The sequence below is a fragment of the Thermacetogenium phaeum DSM 12270 genome (genome assembly GCF_000305935.1).
Taxonomy (GTDB): domain Bacteria; phylum Bacillota; class DSM-12270; order Thermacetogeniales; family Thermacetogeniaceae; genus Thermacetogenium; species Thermacetogenium phaeum.
Genome location: NC_018870.1, coordinates 1,952,289 through 1,971,802 on the forward strand (window position 1 = coordinate 1,952,289; position 19,514 = coordinate 1,971,802).

The following is a 19,514-nucleotide window of genomic DNA, read 5'->3' on the forward strand; positions in this document are numbered from 1 at the left end:
CCTCCTTCTCAATTATTAAGATCCGCTTGGGCAAGAGCTGCCGGTATTCGTTTAATGACTTCGTAAATTCTGCTAGCCGGGTTAACACCGGCCAGTAAGCCTGCCATTCTGTTAACCTTTGCGCTGGTTACGGCAGCCTTCTCAAGGGACATTCCGCTGTATATCAGAGCAGCGCACATACCTGTAATAGTATCTCCTGTGCCCCCAATGCATTCCATGGCTGGTATATCCGGTTCATCGATCACGGCGATAATTCTGTCTTCGGCAGCAACAATATCCCGTTTTCCTTTGACCAGCAGTATTTTGGATGCTCCTTTGTTGTTATATGCTGTTGTGATGAGTTCTGGATGCCTGTCAGATTCCGTTTCAAAAAGATGTTTACTGATATATGCAGGATGAAGGGCCTCAGGATCGGCAAGAAAAGCCAGCTCTGCAGCGTCCGGGGTAAACACATCGAACTCCGGCGCCAGTCCGCAGGCTTTGGCGGCATACATCGATCCTGCATCGGCAATCAACACAGGTTTCTTCGAGCAGCGGACGGCCGCTTCGTATAAGTCCCGCATCAGTTTAAGAACGGGCAGCCAGTAGTGCAGCACCAACACCTGCGGCTGCAGAGCGGTCAGGTTGTCAATTAAGAATTGGTATAACTGCCGGCTTCCCTTACCTCTACCTGTGTCACCAGCAAAGACAAAGTACGGGGGATCGGTTTTCAGGTGCCCGGTCACCTCCAGCGCTGCGCTGACCATAGCTGCAGTTCCCTGTGTACAGGGAATTCTATAACCTTCTATCACGAGCAGGTCGTCTTCCCGACGGACTCTTCCTTTTACTAAGGGCAGATCTTTCAGAGGCATTATCCCGGCCATTAGCAGCATCCTTTACCGCTTCCTCTCCATATTTCCAGGGCTCCTTCAACCGCGCGATCCAGCATCAGAGCACAGAGGGTGTGCCCGAGCTCTCTAGGTTGGGGGATCTGGTCTAACCTGCGCCCCAGCAGTTCCAGATGAAGATAAGGGATATCGGGGCATCCTCCCCCGGAAATGTTGACTATGACACCGCTGCCGTCCTCAAAGGTCAGCTTCATATTGCCGGCTTTAACCATGGTATAGCCGTCATAACGGTACGTTTGGACGACATTAATCAGCTCCGCCGTTCCCGCTAAAGGAGTAATGGCAACATAGGAAACCTTGTCGCTTAGCAGCCTTTCAACGGCCGCCTGCTCAACAAGATTAATATCCAGAGCGAGGTCACAGCCTTTTCTCAATGCCGGTGGCGGAGCCACAAGCCTGCAGTGATAACCGTTATTCTTTAGAATTTTCTCAGCCCTGATAGCATCCCCAACGTTATCGAACAAGACAAGCCCCCGCTCTCTTTGCTCTGTTTCTGTTTTTTCCGTTTGTTTTTCTTTCTTTCTGCTGAAAAGAATCGATGATCACCTCCCATGACATCCGTAGGGGGTTGGCTACGCTGCCCCTTCAGACATGAAGTAGCCTATACAGCAAACAAATACCAAACCAATGATCACTGCCGCAGGCCCAAAAAGGCCGACTCCCTTAGCGCTCGAAGCCAGCAAAAAGTTATGGCTGACCGCTGCTCCCAAAAAAATGCCCATGATCGTTACGCCTGCGTCGGTATCCCCCTCTGCCGCCAGTACGGTCTGCCGCAGAGGACATCCCCCTAATAAAGTACAACTCAAACCGCACAAGACCATACCCATAAAATTCCATAAGGCGTTTGTGTGGGCGACCGGTTGGCCTTCAAAACCGATGTTAACAGCTCCCGTGATAATATTGACGACCAGGACACCGACAAAAAAGGCTACAATACCGCTGAACAGATAGGTATCCTTTACTAAGAAGAGATCCCGCCAACCGCCTACGAAACACATCCTCGTTCTTTGAGCCAGTGCCCCGATGATCAGACCTACGATCAAAGATATGATCAGGGGCGCATGGGAAGCTCCCGGCCCTTCCTTGCTCTGGAAAATGAATTCAGGCCGGAAAACCGCAAAAAGCAGGAGAAGTACCATTATCAAGGGTATCAAATAGCCGGTAAAGGTATGACCGGGAGTTGCCCTTCCCAAATTAAACCCGCGCCTCAAAAACCATATTCCGATGACGGCACCGAAGACAACACCGGCCAGTCCAAAAATCGCATTGAGATCGCCCCCGGCCAGCCTGATGACCGCACGCACCGGACAACCCAAAAAAACCAAGGCCCCGATCATTAAGAACATGCCCAGGAGGAAACGCACCAGCGGATTGGAACCCCCTCTGGGTTTGAATTCTTTAAAAGCAACAGCCGCTATCAAAGCCCCCAGACAAATACCCATTATCTCCGGACGCAGATATTGTACTATTTCCGCCCGGTGCAGGCCCAACGCCCCTGAGATATCGCGATAAAAACACGCAATGCAGACCCCCATGTTGCCCGGATTGCCGAGAACGGTCATGCAAGCTGCCAGCACCCCGAAGACAAACCCCGCAATTATCATTAAATATTTCTTGGTCTTCAAAAGCTCTCCCTCCTTAAAAATATAAAACCACTCTTAACCGACGATCTTTCTGTAACTCGCCCTTTTTCCACTCCTCCTCTCTGTTCTATAACGTTTTGTTATTGTTATGATTACGGGATTACTTACTAATTTCTATAAAATGCCTTATTTTCCTCCATTAATTTTTATGTTAATCATAAAAAAATGTTATGTTACCGGTTGATCGCGAAAGCGGGCTTTAAACCGTGTGACGGCAGCTCAGTACGGCAAGCCCGGAGAAAGGCACTTCTGCAGGAGCCGTCTCCGGCGCAGTCAAACCCGTAAAATGAGATCGTATTTACCCATCTTCCGTACTAAGCAATTTTTAATCAGGCGAAAAATTTTTTAAAAATTTTTCTCAAGAAAGGAGGAAATCTTTAACAAGGCGCGAATTTCCTATAAAACCGGCATTTTTTAAAGGAAGGTGCGCCTTATGTCCTACAAGAGAAGAAATTACTCCGGCCTGTTTCAGGGAAAGCCCGTCAACCGTTTTCAGAGCATACCAGGGATTAACATCAATATCGATACCATGAAGACGATCGGCTCCCTCTACCTGCTGGGTCCGTTCCTCCGGGCCCTGGGCGTCCGGGATATCGTGGACAGGATCGTGCCCATGGAACGTAATGTCGAGAGAGGGCTAACCCATGGCCAGGTGATCGAGCAACTGGTTCTAAACCGTCTCAACGATCCCTGCCCGCTTCTGCACATTGAAGAATGGGCTGAGGCAAGAGGCGTCCTGGAACTCTACGGAATACCGCCTGATAAGCTGAACGACGACAGGGTGGGAAGGGCGTTGGATGCAATTGCTCCCTACGAAAACGATATCGAAGAAGCCATCGTGCTCGGCGTTCTTTCCCGCTTCGGCAAAATCGATACAGACCAGATACTCTGGGACCTCACCTCTTTGTCAACGGCGCTTGAAAATTGACCCCTTTTGGCGCTCGAATTTTGACCCCATTAGACTGAAACAAATAAACTAAGCGAGGGCGGTTGCCAGATCACCTCCTTCAGCTAAAGATGTATCCAGCGGTTTCCTAATCAATCCGGCACGCTGCTTTTCTTTCAACCGGTAGGATTCACCCTTGATGTTGATGACGGTGCTATGGTGAAGTAGACGATCCAAGATGGCGGTGGCGATGATCGTGTCGCCGAAGATCTCTCCCCACTGCCCAAAACCGCGGTTGCTGGTCAGGATTATGGAACCACGCTCATATCTCCTGGAGATCAACTGGAATAACAGATGCGCCCCATGGACATCGACAGGCAGATAACCAATCTCGTCTATTATCAACAATTTGGGAACGCAGTAGAACTTTAAGCCTCTCCTCCAGGCGGTTCTCGGCGTATGCCTTGTTCAGGGAAGCAATCAAAGCGATAGCCGGGGTGAAGAGCGTTCGGTACTTCTTCTGGATTGCCTTCAGCCACAGAGCCACTGATAAGTGGGACTTCCCCGTCCCTGGAGGACCCAACAGGACAAGATTCTCCGCCCTGTCGATGAAGGAGCAGGTAGCCAGCTCCCGGATAATCTTCGGATCTATGGATGGCTGGAATGAAAAGTCGAAAGACTCCAGGGTTTTTATGTAGGGAAACTTGGCCAATGCGGTGTTCAGAGCCATGTGTTTCTCCTGTTTGAGGGAGATCTCTTCCTCCAACAGCCTATCCAGGAAGTCGGAGTATGACATCTCATTCTTGCTCGCTTCCTGGAGCAACATCTCGAGCTGCTGGCCGGTACGGTGCAGTTTGAGCAGCTTGAGGTTTTCCTGGATTCTGAGAAGCTGCGGGTTATCCAACGAGAGCACCCCCCTCGACCAGCGATGCATAGACATCCAGGCTTCTGACCTCAACCTCAGGTAGCGGAGCAGCCGGTTTCTTGGTGGCATCCTGTTTTTCTGATAGGCCTCGATAGTGCTCCATGTTCATGATGACCTGGTGCTTGCTCTCCGCCTTGCGGTGGGTGGCGATCAGTTCTCCCTGGTGGTAGATAGATATCAGGTCGCCTCCATCCTGCAGTTCTATGGTCTGGTGTACGTACCTCCAGGGCACCGAATAGCGGCTGGATGCGTAGGAGACAAGGCAGTCGGTAGCCACCCTGCGCATCTGCCAATCTTGCAGAACATATGGCGGCCTGCTGGTAAGGGGCCGGAGGTTTTCCCGCCGGAAGGGCGCCGCCGGCTGCTCGTGAGTTGTGCCGTGAATCTGCTGGTCGGTTACCTCCCTGATCCAGGCCAGTACCTGCTCGTTGGCAGATGCCAGGGACGGGAACTCCTGACCGGTCAGGAATGATCTTTTAACATACTTCACACCCGACTCGACCTTGCCTTTTGTCCTGGCGCGGTACGGCCGGCACAGCCGTGGGGTGTAGCCGTAGTATTGGGAGAAGTCTTCGAACTTCGGATTAATCCTGGCATTTACAGTCGCCCGGTCAAGGACGATGGTTCTGGGATTGTCATAGAGAATCTCTTCGGGAATGCCTCCAAACCAGGCAAACGCATGCTCATGGCAGGCGATCAGAGTGAACAGCTTCTCGTCCAGGGTGAACTCCACGTAGATCGCCCTGGAGAAGCCGAGCACCATGACGAAGATGTGGACCCCGGTCAGACGGCCTCCGAGCATGATCTTCTTGCTGCCCCAGTCCACCTGCGCTTGCAGCCCGGGAGAGGTTTCAAAGCAAGTTGTTGCCGCCTCGAGCTGGCGGTGGGTCTCCCTTAGCGGGCGCACCGCCTCTTTGACCAGGGTGTAGCCTCCTGCATAGCCCATCTTTTTGATTTCCCTGAAGAGGCTGGTGGCATTAAAGTCCAACTGCGGAGCCCGCTCAATCAGGAACGGCATGAATTCAGACAGCAGGCCGGGTTTACAATTTTCCCGCTGATAAGGCTTGTAAGACTCGCTACGCAAGGCTTTTCTGACGGTGTTCTTGCTGATCATTAGTTCTTTGGAGATCTTTTTTATAGATTTCCCCATTTTGCGCATGATGCAGATATCTCTACCCAAAGATCATGTGTTAGCATTTGATTCTCTCTCCCATACTCATTATCATGGGAGATGGTTTCTGCTTGCCCCATTTTGTTACCTCCTTTTTTGATGGAGGGGGGTCAGTTTTCATCCGCCATATGGGGTCATTTTATCACCGCCAATGACATTCTTTCTACTTTGAAGGGGACTACATTGAGGAGCGAACTGATCAGACTCGGCTACAGTCGTGACCAGAAGAAGGACAAGAAGCAGGCGGTGGTGGAGCTGAACGTGACGGCCAAGGGGGGTATTCCCCTATGCCACCGTCTCCTCCCCGGCAACGCCTCCGACCAGAAAGAGGCCTTAAAGAACCTGGAGACGCTGAAGAAGCGGCTCAAAAAGAAAGACTTTTTAATCATCGGCGACCGGGCGATGATGACCAAGCCCAATCTGGCCGCACTGCTCAGAAAAAAGATGAAGTTCCTGGGGCCGCTTGCCTGCAAGGACAGGGAATTCATCCTCAGCTTCCCCGAGGAACAGTTCCAGCCCCTGGCCTACACCTCGGCCAAGGGCAAAGGCGGCTACTCCGGGATCGACACCACCTACAGCTTCACCCACGATGGCAGGCATTACACCTGCAGAGCGGTGGTCGTAAAGAGCGATGATCTCTACAACCAGCAGCGCAAGACCCTTGATAAACAGCTCGATAAAATAGCTAAGAGACTCGACAAGATAAAGGGCTCCTTAAACACCCGCAAGTTCAAGAATAGGGAGTACGTGATCGGCCAGATCAACAAGGCCTTCGAAGGCCACGGCAACCTGCGACCGCTGTTTAACATCAGTCTTGAGGGCGAAAACGGCAGTCTCGACCTTAGCTGGAGCTACAACCCGGAGATGCTGGAGCAGCAGCACCGCCTCCTGGGGAAGTACATCCTGGCCACCAGCCTGGCGAGAGCGACCCACGATGCAAACCAGGTGCTGGAGGGGTACAAGTCCCGTCACCGGGTCGAAGCCCGATTCCGGACGACGAAGAGCACCCTCAAGATCAGGCCGGTGTTCCTGCAGTCAGACGATCGGATCAGATCCCTGGTTCTGGTCAATATCATCGCCCTTATAGTCTATGCCCTGATCGAGTATGTCTGCCAGCAAGAAGGGCTCGCTAAATCGGCCAAGCAGGCGCTTTTTATGTTCCGCATACCGGCCATTGTCACCCTGACCGTCAATGGTCAGGTAGTTCAGCAGATCGGTAATATCAAGCCGTTTATGCATGATATATTAGATGCCTTGAATGTCAAACCAATGGAGTTGGATGACATGGATACTGGTTGAAGCTAAATCCAATCCTCTTGAACCCTAAATTTTTAAAAAATCCTCTTCATCGAGGTTTAGATAGATTCCGCTGAAAAAGTCAGCCAAAAAGTTCCTTGACAATGCATATAAATCAAGGGATTTCGGCTCCTGTGGCGAATTGTCTAAGGAGAAGAAAACAAAACAAACGCACAGGAGGAAATCCCTATGTTGATCATGGTTCGACGCAAAAGCCCAGTTTCCTGCGGGGGTGAAAAATAATGCTGCGAATCCGGCAGGAAGAAAGCCGACAAATATCACTGGTGGATTTGCTATTGCCGCCCGAGGTGCTTGAGCTTCCGGACGATCTGGCCAAACTGGACGCCTGGCTGGATGATGAGCGTTTCTTCACACCATCGGGACAAATACCATCGGTGTCTGGGGCGGCCCTCCGTACCGGCGGAAACCTATTTGCGCATGGTCGCCCTCAAGCACCAGTATGATCTCAGCGACCGGCGCCTTTGTGCCCTGGTCAACGACCGGATCAGCTGGCGCCGGTTCTGCCGGATTCCCTGGGACAGGCCGGTGCCCCATCCCAGCAGTCTGTCCAAGATCCGCCAGCGATTAGATGCCGGCGGCAGTGACCACATGGTCGAATTAAACGCCCACCTGGTCCGAAAGCAGGTGAATGCCGGTCAGCTGATCCTGCCGAACCGTTTGGTGAGTATTTTTGACCCTGAGGCCCGGCCCATCAAACGCGGCAAGGCACACCGGGAAACCGAGTTCGGCTACAAAGGGAAAGTGCAGAGTGGCTGGTGACCGAGTACGACGTGATGATAGGCAACCCTCCGGATAAAGAACTGCTCGTCCCCGGGGTCAAGGAACACATTCAGCGCACCGGGCGAGTGTCTGAAGGCACAGCTACCGACCGGGGGTTCTGGGCTCCCGCCAACGAACGCGCTTTAAAGAAAATGGGGGTAAAAAAAGTCAGCCTGCCCTTTAAAGGCAAACGCAGCCGCCGGCGCAACGAACACGAGCGCCAGTCCTGGTTCCGTCGGCTTCAGCGCTGGCGGGCCGGTCAAGAAGGAACAATCAGTTAGCTGAAAAGGCGCTACGGGCTCGGCCGGACTCTTTACCGGGGACTGAACGGCTGCCGGCGCTGGGTGGGCGGAGCCATCTGGGGATATAACCTGAACCGGGTAGCCAGGCTGATCTAAGCCAGGCAGTAGTGCCAAACCATGATCAAGTTGTCAAGGAGCAACCTACAGACCGCAAAAGTAATTAGCGTCTACAAAAGAGAGATAAAAGTGGAGTTTGATAATGGTAAACGGCAGAGAATTCCGAATGGGCAATACTTTAAATCTCAGGTCGAGGCTGAACAACATTGTTATAGAGTGGCAAATGATGCCTGGAGAAGGGAATGTGTAAATAGGTTACTAAATGATCCTCCCGAACAACTATTGCCAAATTTCAGACCAAGAATTACCGGCAATCCGTTAAGGTTTGCAGAAAGAAATATGATGTTTGTAGCTCAAAGTAATGTCTGGGGAAGTGAAGTTAACGAGCAAAAAATTATTCAAGTTATAGCAATGACGTTTGAAGACATTGAGATGCTGATTGGGATGTTAGAGATCTTAGCATTTATGAACGACTATGCCAAAAAGTTGATCGGCAAATATTTCGTGGTGGAATTGAACAGTATTTTTGGTTTACTTAGTAAACTTAAGGATTTAAATAAAGAATATGCACAACTCGAGTACCAAGATATGCTTAAAGAGATAGATCGTTTAGAAAAAAAATATAAATTTCGGTTCATTAGGGATAAGATCGCAGCACATAAAGATAGCAATATTGACCTAAAAAGTTATATTAATATCTGGAATGCTATCAACTACATCTCTCTAAATGAATACTGGACGATGTTCGTTACCCACGTAGACAAGGTTCTAATGAAGTACTATCCAAATGAGAAGAAAATCTATTTTCTTATGCGGCAACAACCACTGGAAGGTGCAATAGCGACAACGAGCAAAGGAAATGAGTACATTCCCTTTTTTGGTTTCGAGATAATAGGCTGCCCGCAGGGTAGAGGGCTGGTGGCTGGACACCGGTAAAAAGGACGACATCCTGGAGGCCAACCGGGCGGTCCACGCGGTCCACGGAGATGAGCTTAGTGATCCAGAGCCCATTCAATAATCGCGAAATCGCAACTGCCTTTTGGATTATCGTATTCCTGACATTCGCGTTACGAAAGGCCGATATACGCAAATCATTTGCGGCAGTTCTGCGAGCATTCTGCCAATTTAAGATTCTCTTATCAGTCTGCCTTATGGTGCTTTATACCGGAGCCGCTGTGATGCTACTCGCTGCCATTGGTCTATGGAATGTTTCTCTTCTTAAAGATACCATCGTGTGGTTATGTGTTAATGCTATGGCAATGATGATGCGCATTATTACATCGGATGATGCTGAGAATATCTTCCGGAAGATACTGACCGACAGCTTCAAGATTGTAATTGTCCTCGAGTTCCTCGTCAATACTTACGCATTTTCGCTCCCTACTGAATTCGTCTTCGTACCGATACTTACATTGCTTGCGATGGTTGACGTATTTGTGAGATCTGACGAGAAATACTCTGCGGTCGCAAAAATGACCCAAAGGGCGCAGATGGTTATTGGCATCGTTATTTTGGCGATCACAGTTAGCCGCGCCATTTCTAACTTCCAGAATCTCCTCAGTTTGGATACCTTCAGAAGCATTGCATTGGCTCCGCTTCTTTCCTTGCTATTCACGCCATTTGTTTACGTCATGGTATTAATTTCTAAGTACGAGCTTGTATTTTTGAGGCTTAATTTTGGTATGGAAAAAGAGAGGGGGTTGAAGCGGTATGCGCGACGCCGCATCCTGATATATGCTGGTCTCAGCCTGAGAAAGCTCCAGCATCTTCTTAGAAACCATGCAGGTGATCTAATGCGTATCCAGACTGAAGCTGACGTTGACCGTCTTGTGCAGCGGAGAGTCGACCCGTGATTTATATGAAATCCTGAACGGCCTGGTCAACTGCCTGATCTCCAAAGTGAAGCAGCTCGACTAGGACCTGGAGTTCGTCGTCATCTACTGCCGGGAAATAAGCAGGATAATAAAGGCGGAGGTTGGCGTTGCCGGTTTTGGCAGGGAGATGTTACATCCGAAAAGGAGAGGAAGCTCCTTATCGTGATCCGCTACAGGTCTAACTGCGTCCAAGCAGTGGAAAATAGTACCATAATTAATTAACCTGTGGTATACTTAAATTGCCGTGTTGCGGGAAAGTAAATAGGGGATGAGATGTCTAAATCTATGTAGGGGGTTTATAAATGGGTACACAAAGTGATGAACTGGCTGCTTATTACGCGAAAAAATACCCTTTGACCTTTGTCGATGATTTTTCAGAAACTGACTCCTCCCTGACAGAGCGTTATAAGGAAGCCTGGCAGGTTGCTGCCAGGGCTGCAGCCATCTTAAAAGAGCGATATGGCGCCCAAAAAGTGGTGGCTTTCGGCTCACTTGTAGACCGCACCCGCTTTACGCGCTGGTCCGATGTTGACCTGGCGGCATGGGGCATCCCGGACGACCGATTCTATGCCGCAGTGGGGGCGGTGACGGGTATTAGTAAAAAATTTAAAGTTGACCTGGTAGACCCGGAAGATTGTCGCACATCTTTGCGCAGCGTTATTGAAAGCGAAGGAGTCGAGCTGTGAAAAAGAAGTTCCTCGCCCTGGCCGGCCGCATCCGGGATGAACTCGCTGAAATCCAGCAGGCCGTCGACCGGGCACGAGCCGGATGGGAACGGTATCAGCTTACAGGTGATGATTTTTACCTTGACAGCGTAGCCTTTAATCTTCACAGCTTTTATACGGGGCTGGAAAGGATTTTTGAACAAATTTCCATCAATGTGGAGCATAGTAAGCCAGAGGGGCAAAACTGGCATCAGGAGCTTTTGCGCCAGATGGCGGTTGAGATTGAACTGATACGCCCATCTGTCATCTCCAGGGAAACCAGGTTCAGCCTGGATGAATACAGGGGCTTCCGACATATTGTTCGCAACATATATACCTTCCATCTTTCTCCTAAACGCATTAAGCCTTTAGTGGATAATCTTGTTGAAGTGTGGGAGCGCACAAAAGGGGAACTTGAAAGGTTTCTTCTTTTCATTGAAGCAAGGTGCAGTGAAAAGTTGACAACTGTAGAGCACGGGCGCATGAATACTTGTAACGGAAAAACCGGTAAAAGTATGTAAATTATTTAAGGGGCTAACCCAGGGAGGCGGGGCTATGATGCGAGCGCAAAAAGAAGCGCCTGAGTACCAAGATTCCGTATATCAAGTCTTCTTTAACTTAATGATAGGAAAATTCTTTCTAGTCTCGAAATTATTATTTAGGAGGGGGATGTTATTGCTTGCGACAGAAATCAAATTAAAAATATCGACTCTACAACGGATAATCAGAAAGAAACTTGATGCCTATACTCCTGAAACAGTTTCTATGCCATTTCACTATAGATTACTCGGTAAAGATACATGTGCAATGTTTTCGTTCCTGCAGTCGATGAATACAACATTTGGAATGTCTATTTGGGAGCAAGTTGCAGAAATATTTAAGCAAAAAGAGCAAAACTCGAAGTGAAAAGACAATATCATCTAACTGGGGAAATCGACCAGGATACTGAGGCTCTGATTAGACATATCCACCTCAAACTGAGAAAAGGAGAAACGATTCCAGATAAAGACGAGGAGATAGAATTAATCAGGCATTCGATTAAACCTGGTGTTAAAAACAAAAGATCCCGACCGCGTGGTTGATCTATTTGTTAAGATTGGAAACAAGGAAAATTATTTCGATATAACAGCAAATCAGTTAAGCCCAACATGAAAGAGTTTGCGGCTTTGAAGCTAAAACTTCTTAGATGGGCAGGACTTCGTTTCGGCCAGGACTGAAATGCAAAAGTTATCACAAGGCTTGCCATCCCTTATAATCCCTATGAACACGAGCCATATGAAGATGACCACTTAAAGGGTTGTTTGACCTCAACAGAGGAGAGATCCTTGTTGGGGAAGAGTTCTGAAATTTTGTTTCATGCGACAATATTTATGAGGAACTGCTAGATGTTTTTAAAGCAGTTGGTGACGAAATCAGATTGGTGACGAAATCAGAGACGAAATCTATGAAAAATTCAAACAGATAAGATAACAAACGGAGGTTTAGAGGGATTATGAACGACCTGCTGGACTTAAACGAAGCCGCCGCCTGGGCTTCAGAATTTACAAACAAATATGTCACACCGACCAACATCAGCTACCTCCTCCAGTACGGCAAGGTCAAAAAGTACAGCTGGAACGGGAAAACCCTTGTGAGCGTTGAGGAACTCAAGAAGTACTACGAAGAGTATTACTCGGAACTGCGAGAAAGGTACGAGGAGCGTCTAGGCGGCGACATCAATTGGGCACTGTCGTTTGCCCGGGTGAAGGAGAAAGAAACCACAAAGCACGTCCACCGGCTGCACCCTTATAAGGGAAAATTCATCCCGCAGCTGGTGGAGTATTTCCTGGACGGCCACACCGATGACTTCAAGCGAGACGTCTACTTTCGCCCCGGAGACATCATCCTCGACCCCTTCGCCGGCTCCGGGACGACCCTCGTCCAGGCCGCCGAGCTCGGAATGCATGCGATCGGGCTGGACATATCATACTTCAACTGCCTGATCTCCGAAGTGAAGCTACTCGACTACGACCTGGAGACCATTGCCGCCCACTGCCAGGAGATAAACAGGATAATCAAAGCGGAGAGCAGCAGACTTGCCGGCTTTGATAGAGAACTGTCAGAACTGGTTTCTTCCATAAACGACGAATTTTTCCCTTCACCGGAATTCAAGTACAGCCTGGCGCGGGGAACGGTTGACGAAAACAGGGTGGTGTCGGAGGCACTCACCTGTCTGAAGGATAAGTATGATGCTTTGATCAACAGGTACGGCGTGGAATTGAAGGGCAGACTGACGGGATCGGATTTCCTCGACACCTGGCTGGCCGCTCCGGTTCTTCGAGAGGCTCTGGCCGCAAGGAAGTATTTAAACAGGGTTGAATCTGAAAAAGAACGGAAGCTTCTCACCGTAATCCTGTCCAGGACGATCCGCTCCTGCCGGTTGACCCCGCATTATCAACTGGAGCTGCTGAATAAACCCGTCTCCGGGCCTTATTACTGCTACAAGCACAGGAAGATTTGCAAGCCGATCCTCTCAATGGCCAGGATCTTCGGCAGGTATTCCCGGGATACCATCAACAGGCTCGCCGAATTCGGCAGGCTGAAAAAAGATGCCTTTTCTGCAGTGATCGATGGAGATTCAAGGTTCATCAACATCTTCGAAGAAGTTAAGAAGAGAAATGAAGATTTCTACAAACTGCTGATCAATAAACGAATAAAAGGCATTTTCACGTCACCGCCCTACGTCGGGCAGCTCGATTACCATGCCCAGCACGAGTACGCCTACGAGCTTTTCGGCTTCAACAGGCGCGACGATCAGGAAATAGGCAGGTCCGGCAGGGGGAAGGGAAGCAAAGCCAGGGAGGAGTACATCGAGGGGATCGCCGACGTTCTTTTGAACAGCAAAAGGTACCTGGCGGATGATTTTCACGCATTCATCGTGGCCAACGACGAATACGGACTATATCCTGAGATCGCCCGCCGTGCCGGCCTGAAAATTGTACAGGAGTTCAAGCGCCCGGTGCTGAACAGAACCTCCAGAGACAGGAATCCCTACGGAGAAAGCATTTTTCATATGGTGAACAATGGTTCTAATTCGACTTCTCCAGACCCAGACTGATCCTGACTGCACGGTCCACCTGCTGCATCCTTTCAGCAGAAAGGCTTCCCAATTTCTTAATCAAACGGGACTTGTCTACCGTGAGTATCTGGCTGGCGTTGACCATGCTGTCCCTCTCCAGTCCCCCCTCACCCGCGGAAAGCCGCACTAAAAAGGGGTAGGTTCTTTCGAAAGCTGCGCTGATCGCCGCCACGATGGTAGTCGGGCTATACCTGTTACCCACATCGTTCTGAATAATAAGAGCAGGTCGAAAACCTGCCTGCTCGCTACCTCGCGCTGGGTTGAAGTCCACCAGGAAAACGTCGCCGCGTTTAACCACGGTCACGCAGCACCACCTCGGCCTGCGCCGGAAGAAAAAGCTCGGCATCCGCACTGTTGGACTCTGCCCAAACGGCATACCCTTCTTCCATTTCTCGCTCCAATTCTGCCCGTTCCGCCCGACGTAGGAGTTCGGCCACCGCCCCGCTCCTTGTAGTGGACAGCTGCCGCGCCAAACGGTCAAGGACGGCCAGCAGCGGTTCGGGCAGGCTCACCGTAATCTTTGTGCTCACCGGCAACACCTCCCGGTTTGATGTTATCACACCGAAAGGCATAACGTCAATCATACCGCATGTCATCCCCCCATTAAGACATAGCCTTTGTCTTGAGTACAGTAGTGATGACAGCCTTACCCAGCTTGGTGGTAGTATTCATGCGAGACCTCCCAACCTTTTTAAAAAGACCATGAAGCAAAAGGCGCTTCAAGATCCTGGTGACCGATGAGGGGCTCAGATCAGAGATGAATTTACGGATCGTCTTACTCACCTCGCGCCAGACTTTTCAAAGTGTTTCTGATCGGCTTGGCTGAAGAAGTTGAAGCCCTTTGTAGCTTCTGTCATCCCCCTTGATAGGCTCGGAGATTTTAATAAGCTTCTCTTCGCTCCGTCGCTGGGATCGTCAAACCTCGGGGACTATCCTTGATGCCGGAAGAAGCATAACGCCCAAGGATGTGATCGTCAGCCTGCATCTACAGGGCTACACGGTTAAAGACATTGCCCGAATGACGCATCATTCGCCACGGGCGGGGGATAACTACATCGGAACCTTCGAAGCAGTCCTGTTATTGTATTTATTCGGTGTTCCGCCTGAGCTTATGGCACGCCTGCAAGGGGGGTCTCCTTGATAAATGAGCACCAGAAACTTTTCCGGGAACGCTACCGGGATCATCAGGAGATTAAGGAATATCCAGCTTCCAAGGGGGTGAAAATTTAATCCTTCATATCTTGACAATCTGGAATTTGACATCCTATTTTGCTGTTCTGTCATGATATACAAGCAGAGTAATTGCATTTAAAATGATGGTAACGATGAGAAGAACTGCTGCGACGAACGCCACATTATCCGTTATGTCCATAAGAGCAGACCAATCCGCAATCTTAACCAAATGATAGTTGTAGAAAATCTGGAAACACAGCGAAATAGCACAAGCACTGATGCTCAGAATGGAAAGAGCGACCCAATTCCTATGATCATGTTTTTTATGTCGCATAAGATTAACAACAGGAAGTATCCAAGCAATTAGGCCAAGCGCGAGGCTGCCAAGATTAAGTAAACCAATCATGACATACTCCTCGTAAGATAGTTTTTGTAACACCAATTGATCCAGCCCTTAAAAGAAGCCCGGCTTGGATCAAAAATGCTCCTTGACAACTGGAAATTGGGTATTCACTTTTGGCGGTGTTCCAGGCAAAATGTAGTCGTGAGATTATGTTCTGGGTAGGTGTTGTCCTCCTTGAGGTCCGACCTCTTAGAAAGCCTGACCCCCAGCCCATAACCTGTACCCCTGACACGTAAGTTGCGCAACTTGTCAAGATCCTGTCCAATGGTAGCAGGTTGGATAGAACAAGGTCCTGACAGGAAAGCGTTGTTTCCGGCGAGGCTGTTGACCGGTTATGGTGCCTGGGACCCCGCATAATCTTGCACAATTCCTCCTTGGGAGGGGGTGAAACTGATGAAACTGTTTGTCGGTATCGATGTCAGCATGAAAGATTTCAAGGCCCGGATGTTCGACGCCGAGGGCGAGGAGATCGCCAAGCGCATTCGCTGCAAGAACGACGATCCGGGTGCAGAGTCCTTTGTTAAGTACCTGGTGGAGATCTGCGGCGCCAACGAAGTTGATTCCCTGCGGATCGGCATGGAGTCCACCTCTGTCTATGGCTGGCACCTGCAGATGCGCCTGGCCGGTGAGCCTTTGCTGGCTTCCTTCCACCCCCAGGTGTACGTCTTCAATCCCAAGGTGATCGCCAACTTCAGAAAACAGTACGTCGATATTCCAAAGGATGACTGGTTCGACTGCCTGGTGATCGCCGACCGGCTAAGGTTCGGGCGGCTGCCCGAGAGCTGCCAGGTGGACTTCCGCTACCTGCCCCTCCAGCGGCTGACCAGGTTCCGTTACCACCTGATCCAGACCATCACTCGGGAGAAGAACTACTTCCTGACCAACCTGTTCCTGAAGTTCAATACCATCTGCCAGGACAAGGTGCTGAGCGACATCTTCGGGGCCACCTCGGAGGCGATCCTGACCGAGTTCCTTTCTCCGGAAGAGATTGCGGCACGACCGCTTGATGAGTTAATTGATTTCCTGATGGAGAAGGGAAAGAGTCATTTCTCCAACCCCGAAGCTACGGCCAAGGCCTTAAAGCATGCCGCAGCCTGCGCTTACAGGCTGCACGGAAGCCTCCTGGAGCCGGTGAACCTGATCCTGGCCACCAGTTTGCAGACCATCCGCACCCTGGAACAGCAGGTCAAGAGTATTGACAGGGCTATTGAGAAAGAACTGTCACACTTTCCGAACACTTTGCAGTCGATACCGGGCATGGGGCCTGTCTGTACCGCCGGAATAATCGCCGAGATCGGCGACATCCACCGGTTCGACAACGAGAAGGCAGTCGCCAAGTTTGCCGGCCTCACCTGGCGGAAACACCAGTCAGGCGAGTTTGAAGCCGATGACACGCCGCTTACGAAAACCGGCAATGTGTACCTGCGCTATTACTTTGTGATGGCCGCCGACAGCGTGCGTAAATGGGACCCCAGGTTTGCCGAGTTCTATGCCCGTAAGTTTAAAGAAAGTACTACTCACCACTATCGCCGTGCTTTGGTTCTTACCGCACGTAAACTCGTGCGGGTGGTTGATGCTCTGCTACGCAGCAACCAACTATACGTGCCCCAAGAGTAGAGAAAGCCTTACGGTAATATGTCAAGATCCAAGGGGCAAAATTTCTAAGAAAATTTTCTAATAAAGCGCATACCAAACTAAGCTTGTTTCCAGAGGTAAATGGAAAAAAGCAATATAAATGGATTATTGGTTGAAAGACAATAGCCAGGTGGTGATATGCATGCTGCTCCACGCACTGTAGCGTCTTATCCGTTGTGGTCTTTCGGGATAAACCCTACTGGACGGTCGATATGGTATTATGAAGCCGTTGCTATTAGTAGAAGAGCCACCCGACAGACTAACCCTAAACCACCTCGTATTTCCGTCTGCCGGCAGCGCCTTAACCCGCACTCTGTAGTCCGGATGATTTTTATACACAATTCAGAAAAACAGCTTAGACGGGTCAATGCATTTCCATCTTCATCTTCGGTCAGGCTGGCTACACCTACACTCTCGGCAAAGTTATCTTGAAAATCCTGCAGAAAATCGAGGTCGATAAGGTCAAGCAATTTCACGGTACTCTTCCCCACCATCCGTTCAGCCCCCCCTGAACCAAAACGGTTAATATTACCCACCGTGAATCTGAACCTCTGATATCGGATTTCTACGATAATTTGTAGGTTAGTAACAATTTTATCAATCATTTGTTTATGTTTATATTATAGATCTTCATCTTCCTGTAAATGGTGTTGCGGGAGACCCCCAGCTCCCTGGCAACTCGGCTGATGTTGCCCCCATGTTTGGACAGCAGTTCCAGGATCCTCCTGCGCTCCCTCTCGGCCTGCATCCTTTTCCTCTTCTCCCTCTCCTCCTCTATTCTTGCCACCTGCACAAATGAAGACGCCTCGCAGCTTTCCGAATGCCACGGCCTGTAAATTTCTTCAGGAAGGTATTCCGCCGTGATCCGACTCCCCTCCGCTATGCTCACCATCCTCTCCACCACATTCTGCAGCTCCCGAACATTCCCCGGCCAGTGGTACCGCTTCAGATGCTCCACTACCTCCGGGTCTACGCCATCAAAACTCTTCCCCCATTCCCTGCTGATCCTCTCCAAAAAGTGTTTGAACAGTATCGGTATATCTTCAGGACGCTCCCGAAGCGGAGGAATATTAATCGTGATTACGTTCACCCGGTAGTAAAGATCTCGCCGAAAGTTCCCCTTCTCCACTTCACCCAGAAGATTCTTATTGGTGGCACAGATAACCCGCACATCTACCGGAATCACCTTATCACCACCAAGACGGGTGAGCCTCCTCTCCTGCAATACCCGCAGCAGGGCTACCTGTTGCTCCAGCGGCATCTCCCCAATCTCATCCAGAAAAAGTGTACCCCCCGACGCCAGCTCAAATTTGCCGGGCCTACCCCCTCGCTTCGCTCCGGTAAATGCCCCTCCCTCGTATCCAAACAGCTCGCTGGCAATCAGCTCCCTCGGTATAGCCCCGCAGTTTACCGCCACAAAGGGACCCTTCCTGCGAGGACTGCGATTGTGAATGGCCTGCGCAAAAAGCTCCTTCCCCGTGCCGCTCTCCCCCTGCAGCAGTACGGTGGACATGCTCGATGCCGCCAATGACGCCATCCTGATCGCTTCCCGAATCCCCGCACTTTCCCCAATTATGTCCCTGAAACGAAATGTGGCCTGCGCCCCACTGAAACGGTTAACCAGCTTCTGCACCCGCTCAATCGGACGGAGGAGTATCACGCCGCCCGTAAAGACACCTTGGTCATCTAAAATCGGCTTGCCTGATACCAAACAATGGATCAGCCCGTCTACGGAATCCACCATTACCTCCACTTCGTTAAAGGTATCACGACCAACGAGTAGCTTATCTATAAAATGAACACGGTTTCCCAGAATATCCCTCACCGGCTTACCTACCAAATCCCGACTTTTCCTACCGATGATCTGCTCCGACGCAGGGTTGAGCCGTATAATTATACCCCGAGCATCAAAAGCAATAACTCCTTCACACATTGTCTGAATAATGCCTGATAGTTGGCTGTTGGCAAGGGTAAGTTCCCGGTTCTTCTGCCGGATCCGCATCTGTTCCCGGATGGCTTCTCCCGCCGCCACTACCATACCCAGGGTATGCAGATGCGCTTCATTCGAGGGACCCGATAGATCTAGAATCCCCAATACGTTTCCGTTATGATCGAATATCGGAGTAGCCGAACAGGTCCAGGCATGGTGTTTGCGGCAGTAATGTTCCGGGCCTGATACCTGAATGGGCATTTTGAGTAACAGTGCAGTTCCGATAGCGTTGGTCCCAACAGCATCCTCGGTCCAGTTAGCCCCTTTAATAAAATTGAGCCCAATCGCATCTTTTAGAGTATCCTCATCACCAAACGCTTCTAGAATATATCCCTGAGCGTCAGTCAGTATCACAATATAGCCGGATCCCTCAAAAAATTTATAAAGGTTGGTCATAAACGGCCTGGCGATCTCAATCAGATCCCTGTGCTTCTCACGCAGGAATTCCAATTCGGAGGAATCCAAAACGTCATAACAGGTGCCGTCGTACGGATCAATTCCCGCCTGATAACACCTCTGCCATGATTCCGCAATTTCGGGCCGCAGCGTCTCAAATTCGAGTTCCCCCGTAGTCACAAACTTCATCCAAGCCAACGCAATGTCAGACAAAGCTCGGTGAGCTATAGACATCTCCTCCCTCCCCCCTGTTAATAAGTTGCTCTTATTTGAC

21 protein-coding genes and 1 pseudogene are annotated in these 19,514 nt (G+C 50.1%); 11 read left to right on the forward strand and 11 right to left on the reverse strand.

Going from position 1 to position 19,514, the window contains the following annotated elements; all coding sequences use genetic code 11:
* Nucleotides 1-8: 8 nt before the first annotated feature.
* From TPH_RS09565 to yedE, 3 genes are all read right to left on the reverse strand, one after another.
* Nucleotides 9-872 carry an NAD(P)H-hydrate dehydratase gene (locus TPH_RS09565; RefSeq protein ID WP_015050997.1) on the reverse strand — a complete coding sequence of 288 codons (864 nt, stop codon included), beginning with the start codon at nucleotides 870-872 and terminating at the stop codon, nucleotides 9-11.
* Nucleotides 863-1,351 (reverse strand): DUF3343 domain-containing protein, encoded by a 489-nt coding sequence (locus TPH_RS09570; protein WP_015050998.1) that lies wholly within the window; start codon nucleotides 1,349-1,351, stop codon nucleotides 863-865. The genes TPH_RS09565 and TPH_RS09570 overlap by 10 nt, the downstream gene beginning before the upstream one ends.
* Before the next feature lie 108 nt (nucleotides 1,352-1,459).
* The gene (gene yedE, locus TPH_RS09575) at nucleotides 1,460-2,512 is read right to left on the reverse strand and encodes a YedE family putative selenium transporter (RefSeq protein WP_015050999.1); all 1,053 of its coding nucleotides are present in this window, start codon (nucleotides 2,510-2,512) and stop codon (nucleotides 1,460-1,462) included.
* 451 nt (nucleotides 2,513-2,963) lie between these two features.
* Here yedE and TPH_RS09580 point away from each other — a divergent pair, with 451 nt between their 5' ends.
* Nucleotides 2,964-3,458, forward strand: coding sequence for a DUF4277 domain-containing protein (locus TPH_RS09580; protein WP_015051000.1), 495 nt, complete (start codon nucleotides 2,964-2,966; stop codon nucleotides 3,456-3,458).
* A 48-nt stretch (nucleotides 3,459-3,506) separates the two neighbouring features.
* On the opposite strand, the gene TPH_RS16710 is transcribed toward TPH_RS09580, so the two are convergent.
* Genes TPH_RS16710 through istA form a run of 3 tightly spaced genes read right to left on the reverse strand, consistent with a single transcriptional unit; the run spans nucleotide 3,507 to nucleotide 5,500 of the window.
* Nucleotides 3,507-3,758: an ATP-binding protein gene (locus tag TPH_RS16710; protein ID WP_456243254.1), complete on the reverse strand. Its 252-nt coding sequence runs from the start codon at nucleotides 3,756-3,758 to the stop codon at nucleotides 3,507-3,509.
* On the reverse strand, nucleotides 3,739-4,320 hold the full coding sequence (locus TPH_RS09590; RefSeq protein WP_015051001.1) for an ATP-binding protein: 582 nt from the start codon (nucleotides 4,318-4,320) through the stop codon (nucleotides 3,739-3,741). Before TPH_RS09590 ends, TPH_RS16710 begins: the two co-directional genes overlap by 20 nt.
* Nucleotides 4,313-5,500 carry an IS21 family transposase gene (gene istA / locus TPH_RS09595; RefSeq protein ID WP_015051002.1) on the reverse strand — a complete coding sequence of 396 codons (1,188 nt, stop codon included), beginning with the start codon at nucleotides 5,498-5,500 and terminating at the stop codon, nucleotides 4,313-4,315. Before istA ends, TPH_RS09590 begins: the two co-directional genes overlap by 8 nt.
* Before the next feature lie 195 nt (nucleotides 5,501-5,695).
* Between istA and TPH_RS09600 the strand changes: the two genes are divergently transcribed.
* The 8 genes and pseudogenes from TPH_RS09600 to TPH_RS09640 all read left to right on the forward strand — a co-directional run bounded on the left by TPH_RS09600 (nucleotide 5,696) and on the right by TPH_RS09640 (nucleotide 13,622).
* Nucleotides 5,696-6,811, forward strand: a complete 1,116-nt coding sequence (locus tag TPH_RS09600; RefSeq protein WP_049886113.1) for an IS1634 family transposase — start codon at nucleotides 5,696-5,698, stop codon at nucleotides 6,809-6,811.
* A 239-nt stretch (nucleotides 6,812-7,050) separates the two neighbouring features.
* A pseudogene (locus TPH_RS14825) lies at nucleotides 7,051-7,986 on the forward strand (transposase).
* A 90-nt stretch (nucleotides 7,987-8,076) separates the two neighbouring features.
* On the forward strand, nucleotides 8,077-8,883 hold the full coding sequence (locus TPH_RS09615) for a hypothetical protein (RefSeq protein WP_148275898.1): 807 nt from the start codon (nucleotides 8,077-8,079) through the stop codon (nucleotides 8,881-8,883).
* A 50-nt stretch (nucleotides 8,884-8,933) separates the two neighbouring features.
* Nucleotides 8,934-9,800 carry a hypothetical protein gene (locus TPH_RS09620; protein ID WP_148275899.1) on the forward strand — a complete coding sequence of 289 codons (867 nt, stop codon included), beginning with the start codon at nucleotides 8,934-8,936 and terminating at the stop codon, nucleotides 9,798-9,800.
* 323 nt (nucleotides 9,801-10,123) lie between these two features.
* A complete protein-coding gene (locus TPH_RS09625) occupies nucleotides 10,124-10,507 on the forward strand; it encodes a nucleotidyltransferase family protein (protein WP_015051007.1) in 384 nt (127 codons plus the stop codon).
* Complete coding sequence (locus tag TPH_RS09630; RefSeq protein ID WP_015051008.1) at nucleotides 10,504-11,046, forward strand: ribonuclease toxin HepT-like protein; 543 nt, start codon at nucleotides 10,504-10,506, stop codon at nucleotides 11,044-11,046. Before TPH_RS09625 ends, TPH_RS09630 begins: the two co-directional genes overlap by 4 nt.
* A 34-nt stretch (nucleotides 11,047-11,080) precedes the next feature.
* On the forward strand, nucleotides 11,081-11,431 hold the full coding sequence (locus tag TPH_RS15700; protein WP_028990898.1) for a TdeIII family type II restriction endonuclease: 351 nt from the start codon (nucleotides 11,081-11,083) through the stop codon (nucleotides 11,429-11,431).
* A gap of 586 nt (nucleotides 11,432-12,017) precedes the next feature.
* Nucleotides 12,018-13,622, forward strand: coding sequence for a DNA methyltransferase (locus TPH_RS09640; RefSeq protein WP_015051011.1), 1,605 nt, complete (start codon nucleotides 12,018-12,020; stop codon nucleotides 13,620-13,622).
* Here the strand turns inward: TPH_RS09640 and TPH_RS09645 are convergent.
* Nucleotides 13,594-13,947 (reverse strand): type II toxin-antitoxin system PemK/MazF family toxin, encoded by a 354-nt coding sequence (locus tag TPH_RS09645; RefSeq protein ID WP_015051012.1) that lies wholly within the window; start codon nucleotides 13,945-13,947, stop codon nucleotides 13,594-13,596. The genes TPH_RS09640 and TPH_RS09645 overlap by 29 nt on opposite strands.
* The gene (locus tag TPH_RS09650; protein WP_201764440.1) at nucleotides 13,934-14,173 is read right to left on the reverse strand and encodes a ribbon-helix-helix domain-containing protein; all 240 of its coding nucleotides are present in this window, start codon (nucleotides 14,171-14,173) and stop codon (nucleotides 13,934-13,936) included. The genes TPH_RS09645 and TPH_RS09650 overlap by 14 nt, the downstream gene beginning before the upstream one ends.
* Nucleotides 14,174-14,505: 332 nt before the next feature.
* Between TPH_RS09650 and TPH_RS16715 the strand changes: the two genes are divergently transcribed.
* Nucleotides 14,506-14,784, forward strand: a complete 279-nt coding sequence (locus tag TPH_RS16715; protein ID WP_158502680.1) for a DUF1670 domain-containing protein — start codon at nucleotides 14,506-14,508, stop codon at nucleotides 14,782-14,784.
* Nucleotides 14,785-14,907: 123 nt separating this feature from the next.
* On the opposite strand, the gene TPH_RS09655 is transcribed toward TPH_RS16715, so the two are convergent.
* On the reverse strand, nucleotides 14,908-15,222 hold the full coding sequence (locus TPH_RS09655; RefSeq protein WP_015051014.1) for a hypothetical protein: 315 nt from the start codon (nucleotides 15,220-15,222) through the stop codon (nucleotides 14,908-14,910).
* Nucleotides 15,223-15,612: 390 nt separating this feature from the next.
* Between TPH_RS09655 and TPH_RS09660 the strand changes: the two genes are divergently transcribed.
* Nucleotides 15,613-16,836 (forward strand): IS110 family RNA-guided transposase, encoded by a 1,224-nt coding sequence (locus TPH_RS09660; protein WP_015051015.1) that lies wholly within the window; start codon nucleotides 15,613-15,615, stop codon nucleotides 16,834-16,836.
* 236 nt (nucleotides 16,837-17,072) lie between these two features.
* Here TPH_RS09660 and TPH_RS09665 read toward each other — a convergent pair whose 3' ends face one another.
* Nucleotides 17,073-17,348: a PocR ligand-binding domain-containing protein gene (locus TPH_RS09665; protein ID WP_158502681.1), complete on the reverse strand. Its 276-nt coding sequence runs from the start codon at nucleotides 17,346-17,348 to the stop codon at nucleotides 17,073-17,075.
* Nucleotides 17,349-17,455: 107 nt separating this feature from the next.
* Nucleotides 17,456-19,474, reverse strand: a complete 2,019-nt coding sequence (locus TPH_RS09670) for a sigma-54-dependent Fis family transcriptional regulator (RefSeq protein ID WP_015051017.1) — start codon at nucleotides 19,472-19,474, stop codon at nucleotides 17,456-17,458.
* Nucleotides 19,475-19,514: the final 40 nt, after the last annotated feature.

Coding starts and splice junctions, on each gene's coding strand:
- TPH_RS09565 (WP_015050997.1), bottom strand. CDS start 872: ATGCTGCTAATGGCCGGGATAATGCCTCTGAAAGATCTGCCCTTAGTA.
- TPH_RS09580 (WP_015051000.1), top strand. CDS start 2,964: ATGTCCTACAAGAGAAGAAATTACTCCGGCCTGTTTCAGGGAAAGCCC.
- istA (WP_015051002.1), bottom strand. CDS start 5,500: ATGCGCAAAATGGGGAAATCTATAAAAAAGATCTCCAAAGAACTAATG.
- TPH_RS09620 (WP_148275899.1), top strand. CDS start 8,934: ATGAGCTTAGTGATCCAGAGCCCATTCAATAATCGCGAAATCGCAACT.
- TPH_RS09625 (WP_015051007.1), top strand. CDS start 10,124: ATGGGTACACAAAGTGATGAACTGGCTGCTTATTACGCGAAAAAATAC.
- TPH_RS15700 (WP_028990898.1), top strand. CDS start 11,081: ATGATGCGAGCGCAAAAAGAAGCGCCTGAGTACCAAGATTCCGTATAT.
- TPH_RS09640 (WP_015051011.1), top strand. CDS start 12,018: ATGAACGACCTGCTGGACTTAAACGAAGCCGCCGCCTGGGCTTCAGAA.
- TPH_RS09655 (WP_015051014.1), bottom strand. CDS start 15,222: ATGATTGGTTTACTTAATCTTGGCAGCCTCGCGCTTGGCCTAATTGCT.
- TPH_RS09660 (WP_015051015.1), top strand. CDS start 15,613: ATGAAACTGTTTGTCGGTATCGATGTCAGCATGAAAGATTTCAAGGCC.
- TPH_RS09665 (WP_158502681.1), bottom strand. CDS start 17,348: ATGGTGGGGAAGAGTACCGTGAAATTGCTTGACCTTATCGACCTCGAT.
- TPH_RS09670 (WP_015051017.1), bottom strand. CDS start 19,474: ATGTCTATAGCTCACCGAGCTTTGTCTGACATTGCGTTGGCTTGGATG.